9 protein-coding genes are annotated in these 11,847 nt (G+C 64.4%); 2 read left to right on the plus strand and 7 right to left on the minus strand.

The annotated features are described in order from the left end of the window. Nucleotides 1-3: 3 nt before the first annotated feature. Nucleotides 4-1,194 carry an amylo-alpha-1,6-glucosidase gene (locus QMN23_RS13785; RefSeq protein ID WP_281999906.1) on the minus strand — a complete coding sequence of 397 codons (1,191 nt, stop codon included), beginning with the start codon at nt 1,192-1,194 and terminating at the stop codon, nt 4-6. A gap of 110 nt (nt 1,195-1,304) precedes the next feature. Here QMN23_RS13785 and QMN23_RS13790 point away from each other — a divergent pair, with 110 nt between their 5' ends. Beyond that, entirely contained in the window at nt 1,305-3,320 is a 2,016-nt protein-coding gene (locus QMN23_RS13790) for an alpha-1,4-glucan--maltose-1-phosphate maltosyltransferase (RefSeq protein ID WP_281999907.1), read from the plus strand. Between the two features lie 34 nt (nt 3,321-3,354). After that, nucleotides 3,355-6,699, plus strand: coding sequence for a maltose alpha-D-glucosyltransferase (treS, locus tag QMN23_RS13795; protein ID WP_281999908.1), 3,345 nt, complete (start codon nt 3,355-3,357; stop codon nt 6,697-6,699). Between the two features lie 99 nt (nt 6,700-6,798). Here treS and QMN23_RS13800 read toward each other — a convergent pair whose 3' ends face one another. The 6 genes from QMN23_RS13800 to QMN23_RS13825 all read right to left on the minus strand — a co-directional run bounded on the left by QMN23_RS13800 (nt 6,799) and on the right by QMN23_RS13825 (nt 11,840). Beyond that, nucleotides 6,799-7,848, minus strand: a complete 1,050-nt coding sequence (locus QMN23_RS13800; protein ID WP_281999909.1) for a tetratricopeptide repeat protein — start codon at nt 7,846-7,848, stop codon at nt 6,799-6,801. Nucleotides 7,849-8,164: 316 nt separating this feature from the next. Beyond that, nucleotides 8,165-8,734: a peptidoglycan-associated lipoprotein Pal gene (gene pal / locus QMN23_RS13805; RefSeq protein ID WP_281999910.1), complete on the minus strand. Its 570-nt coding sequence runs from the start codon at nt 8,732-8,734 to the stop codon at nt 8,165-8,167. Nucleotides 8,735-8,746: 12 nt separating this feature from the next. Then, nucleotides 8,747-9,181, minus strand: coding sequence for a hypothetical protein (locus QMN23_RS13810; protein ID WP_281999911.1), 435 nt, complete (start codon nt 9,179-9,181; stop codon nt 8,747-8,749). A gap of 19 nt (nt 9,182-9,200) precedes the next feature. Beyond that, complete coding sequence (locus QMN23_RS13815; protein ID WP_281999912.1) at nt 9,201-9,722, minus strand: MarR family winged helix-turn-helix transcriptional regulator; 522 nt, start codon at nt 9,720-9,722, stop codon at nt 9,201-9,203. Between the two features lie 229 nt (nt 9,723-9,951). Then, complete coding sequence (locus QMN23_RS13820) at nt 9,952-11,190, minus strand: glycosyltransferase (protein WP_281999913.1); 1,239 nt, start codon at nt 11,188-11,190, stop codon at nt 9,952-9,954. Beyond that, a complete protein-coding gene (locus QMN23_RS13825) occupies nt 11,187-11,840 on the minus strand; it encodes a DUF5752 family protein (protein ID WP_281999914.1) in 654 nt (217 codons plus the stop codon). The genes QMN23_RS13820 and QMN23_RS13825 overlap by 4 nt, the downstream gene beginning before the upstream one ends. Between the last annotated feature and the right edge of the window lie 7 nt (nt 11,841-11,847).

Here is an 11,847-nt window from a genome sequence, read left to right on the forward strand (position 1 = left end):
GGGCTAGCCGAAGAGCCGGAGGCGGTTTTCCAGGGCATGGCGGGCAAGGAGGAAGGTGGCGGCGTTCCACGACTGGCCGGGCATCCCCCGTGGCTCGCCGCTCCGGCCGTGCAGCCATTCATTGAACTCCCAGCCGTTGCAGCGGTTGGCCTCGGCGAGCCGGACCAGCTCCTGGCGGGCCGGCTGCACGAGGCCGAGCTGGGCCAGCAGCAGCACCCAGAAACCGCCGATGAACGGCCAGCTGCCGCCGTTATGGTACTGCCAGGGATGATTCTGCCGATGACGGGCCATATAGAGCCGCCAGAGGGGGCTCTCCTCGGCGATCGGCTCGACGACCGCCCGGACCGGATGGGGATGGTCGACCCCGGCCCGGCGCAGTGTCCGGACGATAGCGAGGCTCCGGGAGGTGTCGGCCAGGCCGCTGAGGCAGGCGAGGATGTTGCCGAAGACGTCCCCCTCCTCCCCCCAGAGTGCGAAATTGACAAAACTGAGGTAGAGGTCGCGGCGCTGGACCCGGTTGCGGACGTAATGCATCAGCAGCCGCGCACGCCGGCGTTCCGGCACCGGGCCGGCAAAGGGGAAGAAGAGCAGGTTGGCGTAGTCACGGGTCACCGCCGCGCCGGGGAGATCATAGAGCCGCTTCACGCCGTACCAGAGGGCGTTGCTGTAGAGAACATAGCCGGAGCGGGGCATGATGTCGGCCCAGTCGCTCGCCTCGTTTTGCTGCACCAGCCCCCAGTCGGGATGTTCCTGACAGGCAAGCCAGGCGAGGGCCCGTTCGGCCTGGGTGGCCAGTTCGGCGGCGCTGCCGATTCCCCGCTCGACGCAGCTGTGGAAAGCGATCAGCCACCAGAGGGTGGCATCGATGCACCCCGAGTACCAGAAGTCGGCCTCGCCGGAGGCAGGCCGGACGTAATTGGGGAGCTGGCCGTTGGCCGCCTGGCGCGATGCGAGGGTGCGGAGACCGGCCCAGGCCGCTTCCCGAAGCTCGGCTGCACCCGAAACCGCCATACCGAGGGCGCAGATCGCCGCGTCGCGGCCAAAGACGGTGGTGTAATCGCGCCGCGCCGCCCGTTCGCCGGGGGTGGCGGCCAGGATGCCGGCCGGGGTAGCGTTGCGGCGCAACAATTCCACGGCGCGGCGGCAACAGTCATCGACAAGGGGGACGGCGGTGCCGTCAGCGGGAGGCGCCATCGCAGCTTCGTTCTCCTCTGGGAATGAGTGATTGATTTTACACCGGTCGCCGGCGGACGGCAAGCTCGGGCCGGCGGTGGCCGGACATTACCGTATCACGGGAGGTAGCCATGACAGCTGAACACGAAGCCGGCGGCACCTTTTCCCTGCCGGACGATGGCCGGTGCCGGGTGGTGATCGAGCAGGTCACCCCGGAGATCGACGGCGGCCGGTTCCCGGCCAAGCGGGTCATCGGCCAGACAGTGACCGTGGCCGCCGACATCTTTGCCGACGGCCACGACGAGCTGGCGGCCGAGCTCCTCTTCCGCCACGATACCGAGGAGAGCTGGCGACGGCTGCCGATGCGTCCGCTCGGCAACGACCGCTGGGAGGCGACCTTCACCGTCGAGCGGCTCGGCAGCTGGTTCTTCACCGTCGAAGGGATCGTCGATCATTTCGCCACCTGGGTCCACGACCTGGAAAAAAGCTACTTGGCCGGCGAAGAGCTGGCGGTGGAATGGCAGATCGGTGCCACACTGGTAAGCGAGGCAATACCCCGGGCGCTGGCTGGCGACCGCCCCCGCCTCGAAAGCCTGGCCGGCCAGTTGCGGCAGGGGGACGACGAGCAGGGACTGGCGATCGCCGGCAGCGCCGAGTTGGCGCGGCTGATGGCCTGCTACCGCGACTGGGGGCTGGCCAGCCGCTACGAGCGGGAGCCGGAGATCCTCGTGGAACGGCGGCCGGCCCTTTTCAGCACCTGGTACGAGCTCTTCCCCCGTTCCGCCCGCGGCGACGGCGATCACGGCACCTTCGCCGACTGCGAGCGGCTGCTGCCGGCGATCGCCCGCATGGGATTCGACGTGGTCTACTTCCCGCCGATCCACCCGATCGGCCTCACCAACCGCAAGGGGAAAAACAACAGTACGATCGCCGAGGCCGAGGATCCCGGCTCGCCGTGGGCCATCGGCGCCGCGGTCGGGGGACACACGGCGGTCCATCGCCAGCTCGGCACTCTCGACGATTTCCGGCATTTCGTCGCCCGGGCACGGGAACTCGGCATCGAAGTCGCCCTCGACATCGCCTTCCAGTGCTCGCCGGACCACCCCTATGTCCGGAGCAACCCCGAATGGTTCCGCTGGCGCCCCGACGGCACGGTCCAGTACGCCGAAAACCCGCCGAAAAAGTACCAGGACGTGATCCCCTTCGACTTCGAGACCGCCGCCTGGCAGCCGCTCTGGGACGAGCTGCTGGCAGTCTTCCGTTTCTGGATCGCCCAGGGGATATCCCTGTTCCGGGTCGACAACCCCCACACCAAGCCGTTCGCCTTCTGGGAGCGGACCATCCGCCACCTGAAGCGCGAGCATCCGGAAGCGATCTTCCTCTCCGAAGCGTTCACCCGTCCCAAGGTGATGTACCGGCTCGCCAAGCTCGGTTTCAGCCAGTCCTACACCTATTTCTCCTGGCGCAACACCCGCCCGGAACTGGAGGAGTACCTGACCGAGCTGACTCGGACCGACCTGCGGGAATACTTCCGCCCCAACTTCTGGCCCAACACCCCCGACATCCTCCCCGAATTCCTCCAGTACGGCGGCCGGCCCGCCTTCGCCATCCGTTATCTCCTGGCGGCCACCCTCTCGGCCAGCTGCGGCATCTACGGCCCCCCCTACGAGCTGTTCGTCAACGACGCCATCCCCGGCCGGGAAGAGTATCTCGATTCGGAAAAGTACGAACTCAAACGCTGGAACTGGGAGGCGGCGGACACCCTGCGCGAGCTGATCGGCCGGATCAACCGGGTGCGCCACGACAACCCGGCCCTGCAGGAGAACGGTCCGATCGCCTTCTGCCGCAGCGATAACGACAACGTCATCGGCTATCTGAAGATGACCGACGACCGGAGCAATATCCTGCTGATGGTGGTGAGCCTCGACCCGTTCACCCCCCAACAGGCGGAAATCGGCATCCCCCTCGATCGACTCGGGGTGGAGGAGGGGCACCCCTTCCTGGTCGAGGGGCTGCTGACCGGGGAGCGGCATATCTGGCACCGACAGCGCAACCAGGTCCGGCTCGACCCGGCCACCGTCCCCGGCAGGATCTTCCGCCTCCGGCCACGGCTGCGCCGGGAACACGATTTCGACTATTTCATGTAGCGCCGCCTGCCCTTACAGGATCAGGGAGGAGACCATGGCTCCGAAAGAACAGTTCCTCGACGACAATCCGCTCTGGTATCGCGACGCCGTCATCTACCAACTCCACATCAAGGCCTTTGCCGATTCGGACGGCGACGGCATCGGCGACTTCCACGGCCTGATGGGGAAACTCGACTATCTCCAGTCCCTCGGCATCACCGCCATCTGGCTCCTTCCCTTCTACCCCTCGCCGCTGCGCGACGATGGCTACGACATCGCCGACTATTTCAACGTCAACCCGAGCTACAACACCCTCCGGGAGTTCCGGGAGTTCCTCCGGGCCGCCCACCGGCGAGGCATCAGGGTGATCACCGAACTGGTGCTCAACCATACTTCCGACCAGCACCCCTGGTTTCAGCGGGCCCGGCGAGCCCGGCCCGGCTCGGCGCACCGCGACTTCTACGTCTGGAGCGACACCCCGGAGAAGTACCGGGAGGCGCGGATCATCTTCCAGGATTTCGAGGCCTCCAACTGGACCTGGGACCCGGTGGCCAAATCCTATTACTGGCACCGCTTCTACTCCCACCAGCCCGACCTGAACTACGACAATCCCCGCGTCCGGGCGGAAATGTTCCGGGTCGTCGATTTCTGGCTCCGCCTGGGGGTCGACGGCGTCCGGCTCGACGCCGTCCCCTACCTCTACGAGCGGGAGGGGACCAACTGCGAGAACCTCAACGAAACCCACGCCTATCTTAAGGAGCTGCGGGCGCATATCGACGCCACCTTCAGCAACCGGATGCTCCTCGGTGAGGCGAACCAGTGGCCGGAAGACGCCGTCGCCTATTTCGGTCGGGGGGACGAGTGCCAGATGCTCTTCCATTTCCCGCTGATGCCGCGGATGTTCATGGCGATCGAAATGGAAGACCGTTTCCCGATCGTCGACATCCTCGACCAGACGCCGGCCGCCCCGGCCGGCTGCCAGTGGGCGATCTTCCTCCGCAACCACGACGAACTGACCCTGGAGATGGTCACCGACGAAGAACGGGACTACATGTACCGGGTCTACGCCACCGATCCGCGGGCCCGGATCAACCTCGGCATCCGTCGGCGGCTGGTGCCGCTGATGGGACGGGACCGGCGGCGGGTTGAGCTGATGAACATCCTCCTCTTCTCCCTTCCCGGCACGCCGATTATCTATTACGGTGACGAGATTGGCATGGGGGACAACTATTACCTCGGCGACCGGGACGGGGTGCGAACGCCGATGCAGTGGAGCCCCGACCGCAACGGCGGCTTTTCCCGGGCGAACCCGCAAAAGCTCTACCTGCCGGTAATCATCGACCCGGAATATCACTACGAGGCGGTCAACGTCGAGACCCAGGAGCGCAACCCCACCTCCCTCCTCTGGTGGATGCGGCGGATCATCGCCCTGCGCAAGCGGTTCCGCGCCTTCAGCTCCGGCACCATGGAAACCCTCTACCCGACCAACCCGCGGATCTTCGCCTTCATCCGCCGGGCCGGCGACGAGATCGTCCTGGCAGTGGTCAACCTGTCGCGCTTCTCCCAGGCGGTGGAACTCGATCTGGCCCCCTTTACCGGCATGATCCCCGAGGAAATCTTCAGCCGCAATCATTTCCCGGCGATCCGCGATACCCCTTACTTTCTCACCCTCGGCGGCCACGACTATTTCTGGTTTCTGCTGCGCCAGCCCGAAGAACCGACCGCGCCGCAGCTCGGCCTCCCCCGCCTCAAGCTCCGCAGTAACCAGTTGTGGTGGGAAGTCCTGGGCGGCAAGAGCGGCACCAGCTTCTTCGAAGAGATTGCCCCGGCCTACCTGCGCCGCTGCCGCTGGTTCCGGGGAAAGGCCCGGGTCCTCGCCCAGCTCGCCCCGGCCGACCAGCTGCAGCTGAAACAGGAGGGACGGGTCTTTGTCCTGCTGCTGATCGAAGCGCGCTACCTGGAAGGCGATCCGGAAACCTACCTGTTGCCCCTCGCCTTCATCGGCGGGGAAAGCGCCCGGGGGATCGCCGACGAATTCCCCCAGGCACCGCTGGCCGTCCTGACCGTTGGCGACGAGGAGGGACTGCTCTGCGATGCCATTTACGACGCCGATTTCCGGGAAGCTCTGCTCCAGCTGTTCGGCGGCCGCCGCCAGGTCAAAAGCGATCACCGGAGCCAGATTGCCCCGCAGCGGGGGACGGGCGGCCGGGGGCGGCCGGTGCCCGCCGAACGCCTCCTTTCCCGGGTGGTGCGGGTGGAACAGAGCAACAGCGCCATCAGCTACGGCAGCCGCTTCTTCCTCAAACTGTACCGGCGGATCGAGGCGGGGATCAATCCGGAAGCGGAGATTTCCCGTTTCCTGAGCGGCGAGGCCGCCTTCGCCCATGTTCCCCGCTTTCTCGGCGCCCTCGAATACCGCCGAGCCGGCACGCCGGCCGGCGCCGTCGGTATTCTCCAGGAGTTCGTCAAACATCACGGCGATGCCTGGCAACTGACTCTCGGCCGGTTGGGCCACTACTTCGAACGGCTGCTGACCCACCGGAGCGAACTGCCGCCGCTGCCGGAGCCGTTGCCGAGCATTCTGGACGGGGCCGCCTGCGCAACCCCGTCAGCGGTTACCGAACTGATCGGCGGCTTTTACCTGGAGATGGCCGCCCTCCTCGGGCGCCGCACCGCCGAACTCCACCTGACGCTGGCCGGCGGCGGCGACGACCCGGCCTGGAGGCTCGAAGAGTTTTCCACCCTCTACCAACGCTCGGTCTACCAATCGATGCGCAACCTGGTGCGGCGCAACTTCGAACTACTCGCCCAGCAGCGGCCGCAACTCGACGCGCCGGATCGGGCACTGGCCGATCGGGTGCTCGGCGCGGAGCGGGAAATCCTTGCCCGGCTCGCCCAATTGGTCGGCAAACGGATTTCGGCAATGAAGTGCCGTATTCACGGGGATTTTCATCTGGGGCAGGTGCTTTTCACCGGCAAGGATTTCGTGATCATCGATTTCGAGGGGGAACCGGCACGCACGGCCAGCGAACGGCGGCTGAAGCGGACACCGTTACGGGATGTGGCGGGAATGATCCGCTCGTTCCACTACGCCGCCATGACCGCCCTCGCCCACCACGTCGCCAGCCACCCGAACGACGCGCCGTTCCTCGAACCGTGGGCGGAGGCGTGGTACGTCTACATCAGCTGCCGTTTTCTCGGCAGCTACCTCGATCGGCTGGCGGCGGCGCCGCTCGTCCCGGCGGACCGGCGCGACCTGGAGATTCTCCTCCGCTGCTTCCTGCTCGACAAGGCGGTGTACGAACTCGGCTACGAGCTGAACAACCGCCCGGCGTGGGTGGCACTGCCGCTTCGCGGCATCGAGATGGCACTCCAGGAGTATCATCACCAACGGGCTTAAATGAAAACAGCGAGAGATACGTGAAACGCCCCGTAGCAAGATGACGGGCCAGCCTGCACGCCCGGGACACGGCAAACCCCGGCCGGCAATGCTGCTGAACTAGCGCTTCGCCTTCTTGGAATTAGCCTTCCGGCCTGTGCAAGTAGTCTTCTTGCGGTGTTTGGGTTTGGCTACTGCTTTCTTGTGGTGTTTGGCCACTGCCTTCTTGTGGTGTTTGGCGGTGGCCTTCTTGCGATGCTTGACCGCTTTATGCCGAATGCCCGTCCCCGCCTTACCCGAAGCGGAGACACTCTGTACCTTCCGATAGACCAGGGGACCGTTGTCGATGGCGGTCAACAGCTTGTGCGGCTCCGGATAGGACGGGTCGGCAATCTGCGCCGCATGGAGCGCTTCCCGGGCCCGGTCATACTCGCCGGTCTTCAGGTAAAGCTTGCCGAGCGCGGTATAGGCCTTGGCATAATCCCCCTTCAGTTCAATCGCTTTCTGGTATGAAGCGATCGCCAGCGGGTACTCCTTGCGAAAATCCTGCACCAAGCCAAGTTTGTAATAGCCGGTCGGATCGTCGGGGTGGCGACAGACATTGTCCGCCAGGAGGCTGGTCAAGTCATCGTATTTCTTGCGTTTGACGTAAATGGCGATCAGGGCGTCCCGGGCCAGGGTATCGTCCTGGTGACTGCCGAGCAGCGACCGGTATTCCGTTTCCGCGTCGTCGAGCCGGCCACGGCGCACCAGCAGGCGGGCCAGCTCGCGATGCGGTTCGGGGTTGCCAGGATCGGCGGCAATGGCGGCCCGATACTCGGCAATCGCCTCCTGATACTTGCGGGTCGCCACCAGGAGCCTGGCCAGCTTGTAATGGTAGAGGGGGTTGGTCGGCCACTGCCGGATCAATTGCCGGTACTGCCTGGCGGCACGCGGATATTTCCCCTGCAGGGCATAAATATCCGCCAGGCGCCGCCGGGCGTCGCTATGATATGGATCGGTCTTCAACGTATCCCGATAGGCGGTTACCGCCTGATCGAGATCGCCCTGCTGTTCCAGCTGCACCCCCTGGTCGTAGTGATCACCCACGTCGCCGGCGGCAGCCATGACGCCCGCCGGCTGGACGAGTAGCAGCAGGAGCAGGATTGCCAGACAGATAGATCGTTGCATAATCCTCCTTTGACAGCGTGCCGGACGCGGCGGGAAGGCCCGACCGGACCGGGGCGACGACTTGTTGGATTAGAGGGGATAATGGCACGCCCCCTCTTTCCCGGCCGCCTGCACAACGGGGCGGCGGGGAAGAACGGCAGGAGTCGGCACGACCGGGGTTACTTCCGGACACGACGAGCCATCGCCAGTTTCAGAGAAGCGGCAGAGACAAGGGAGCGGGGATCAAACGGACGACGGACAGGGAATCGGCACAGTGGGGACGACAACTGCCGGGCGGGAGCGGAGTCGCCTGACTCCGCCGCCCGCCGGAAGGTTTTTACTTGATTACGACAAAATCGTCACGCCGGTTTTTCGCCCAGGCCGCCTCATCATGACCCGGATCGACCGGTTTTTCCTTGCCATAGCTGATTGTCGACAGCCGATCGCCGGTAATCCCCATCGTCTCCAGATACTTTTTCGCCGACTGGGCACGGCGCTCGCCGAGGGCCAGGTTGTATTCGTCGGAGCCCCGCTCGTCGCAATTGCCGGCGATCTGGATTTTCGCCATCGGGTTTGCCTTCAGATAGTCGACGTTTTTCACCAGGGTATTCCGTGCCTGGTCGGAGAGGAGTGACGAATCGAAAGCAAAATAAATCGTCTCAAGGGACTCCTTCAGATCGGCAACCGTTGCCGGCGGCGTGGCGGGAGCCGCCTTGACCGCCTCTTCCTTCACTGGCTGGGCAGAGGGAACTTCACTTTTTTGCGGTGCGGGCGCCGGGGCCGCCTGGGGAGCGGTGGTCGCCGGGATCGGCGTTTCCTGCTTGACCAGATCCTTTTTCGCACAACCGGCCGTCAGGGCCGCCAGACAGAGGGATACCGTTAAATACCGGCAAATACGCTGAATCATTGTCTTATCTCCTTAACTTAACCATAGAATGCCGTGCGACTGAGCGCGACGGGCCATCAAATACGTGATACTGCTTGGGGTGAACATAACCGTTTGCTGCCGGAAGCCGGTTCCGTCACCGGCCGGCGGCCCCCGGGAATTGGTCAGCAGCGGAAATACCGCTTCAACGCCGCGGCTCACCCCGGCGCACGGCAGGCAGCGGCACCACGGGGCAAAGTCGGGCATCTCGAGGCAGACCGGACAAGCCCGCATCTCCGGAGCCTGCGGCAGCATCGGTGAGGGTTTCGCCCGGCTCTCAGTCACCGCCCTGGGACGTGGCGAGGCTTTGGCAGCGATGGAGAGATCGGGAACCCTGGTGCCGAAGAGCACAAAAAAGAACGGCACCAGAAAGACCAGCACCCTCAAGAGCAATCCGCAACCGGAGCTGCGCATTCCTGCAATTGTCATGGGTGGCATGCCTCCCGCACTACTCGCCGGTCTTGCGGCTTCTCCGGGTTACTGCCTTCCCCGTGCGGTTCACTTCCGAAGAGAGAAGCAGCTGGGGAGGGAGATGCTGGGCATCGAGGATCTCCACCATCAACCGCAACCCTTCCGTGATGGTTTCAAGACGGTCGCGGGGAATATTTTCCAATCCTGCCACCAGCAGCCCTTGGGCAACTTCCGGCGCTCTGGTCACCAGCTCTTTCCCCTGGGCCGTCAGCGAAACCATCACCACCCGGCGGTCCTCCTGGGAGCGGACCCGCTGCACCAGCTCCTGGGCCTCCAGGCGGTCAAGGATGCCGACCACTGTGGCATTGTGCAGATAGAGCCGTTGCGCCAGATCGGAAACCCGCAACGGGCCGTGGCCGGCAATGACCTTGATCGCCCACAGCTGGGGACCCGTCAGCCCGGTTTCCCGCATCGCCCGCTTGGAATGACCGTTTACCACTTGGAATATCCGGCGGAGATCATCGGTAATCGTAGCGATGATGTCGGCAGTTGACGTCATGATCCATCCCTTCGGCCCAGGGGTCTGCATCGGGGAGAACGGGCCGGTGACACCGATTCCGGGGATGATCCCCGGCCAGCACAGGCGACACTCCGCTCCGGGCAGATGCCGGAATATGGTTCCAACAAGTTAATAAGTTTAGCGGCGGTCTGAGACAAACACAAGAGGATAAATAATTAAGCATTTATAATTGTCATTCCGCGCGCCTTCCTCCACCTCCCTTTTGTTTTCAGACAAAGATCGTATGCTGTGCCGCCTCGAGCCTGAGCGCCAGGAACAGGGTCAGATACTCCCGCAGATGCCGGGTCAGTAGGTAATGCTCCAGGACGAATTTGCGCCCGGTGTCCCCCATCTCGCCGAGCCGCTGGCGATGATGCAGCAGAAACCTGACCCGGTGCGCCGCCCCCTCGGGGGTATTGACCAGGAAACCGGTCTGGTGGTTGATCACCTGGAGCCGGATACCGCCGACATCGCCGCCGATCACCGGTTTCCCCTTCCAGAGCCCCTCGGTAACCGTCAGGCCGAATCCTTCCCGGGTCGACTTCTGGATGACGATATCGGCAAGCCGCTGCAGGGCATTGATGGTCCGGTGGGCGTCGGACGGCAGACAGAGCACGTGGATGTCCGGGTCGGCGTTGGCCGCTTCCAGCACCTCGTCGAGTACCGCCTGTCCTTCCGGATCGTCGGCGGCGCCGCCGCCGGCCAGCACCAGCTGCACCGGCAGCACCTTGCGCACCATCCGGTAAGCCTGGATCACCCCGACCGGGTCCTTGAAGCGGTCAAAACGGGAAATCTGCACCAGAAGCGGCCGCTGGGAATCGAGGCCGAATTCCGCCCGGACACTCGCCAATTCCGCTGCCGGAAGATCGCAATTCTTCTCGCTGAGCGGATCAATGCTCGGCGGCACCAGGTACTGAGGATGGGGGAGCGCCTGGGCGAACTGGGGCATGTGGAAGATACTCGCATCATATTGCTCGACGGCGGCGCGGAGCATTTTCCAGACCGGCCGGTAGGGATGGCTGACGTCGATGTGAGCCCGCCAGATCCATTTCCCCTTCCGTTGCGGGCAGAGACCGAGCAAGGCCGCCGGCTGGGGATCGTGGATCACGACGATGTCGGCTTCGGAGAGCTGGTCCCGCAGCCGCTCGGCATTGGCGGCGTTGGTCTCCTGATAGACCTGCCAGTCGGCGGGGCCGAGGTGCAGGGGGTTTCCCTGCAGGCCGTTATGGATCGACTTGGTCACCGAGAAGAAGCGGCTGTTCCCTTCGAGCACCTCCCAGGAAGCATCGATGCCGAGATCCCGCATCAGCGGGACCATCCAGTCGAGAATCTCCGCCACCCCACCCCCGGCGCGGGTGGAATTGACGTGGATAACCCGGCAGCCGGCCAGCTTTTCCCCCAGGTGACGCAGCTGGTGGATGACCGCTGCCCCGACGATCCCTTCGTAGGCAGCCAGCGTCCGTTTCATGGCTCCCCCCCCTCGCCGCGGAGAATCCGCACCAGCATGCCGCGCAGGTCCGCCAACGAATAGAAGTAGAAGTCGACGGCCTGCAGCGCCTCGATCATCCACTGCCATTCGGCGCCCCCCTCGGCGAGCCAGGCACTGAAATCGTCGAGGCCGAGCGGAGGCCGGCGTCTCGCTTCCAGGAAATGGAAGTAAATGCTGCTGCTGGTCATCCGTTCCACCGCGGCCGCCAGTTGCGCCGGCTCTGCCACCTGCAGCCCGGTATCGAAGACCACGGTGGTGGCCTGCTTGAGGTAAAACTCGTCTCCCGGCGCCACCGACGGCACCGTCTGCAGCTCGCTCAACCGCTCGTCGAGCAGGTCGAGCAGCATGCCGCGAAGCGCCTCCATGGATGTGCACTCGTAAGGATCGATGATGCCGAGCCGTTCCGCCAAGACCCGGTCGCCCAGTTGCAGCTTCGACCAGACAGCGAAATCGTTACGGTAATCCGGATTGTCGAACAGCGGCACCAAGGGCGTTTCACAGAAATGATGGTAGAGGACGTCCTCGCTGCAGACAACAACCCGCTCTCGCAACTCCCGCAGGTTGATTGCCGGCGGCAGGCCGCTCATCCGGGTGAGCAGGGTACAATCGTTGATCGTAAAAGGGTTCATCGGTCAC

Origin of the sequence: Geotalea uraniireducens (assembly GCF_027943965.1) — a bacterium.
GTDB lineage: Bacteria > Desulfobacterota > Desulfuromonadia > Geobacterales > Geobacteraceae > Geobacter > Geobacter uraniireducens.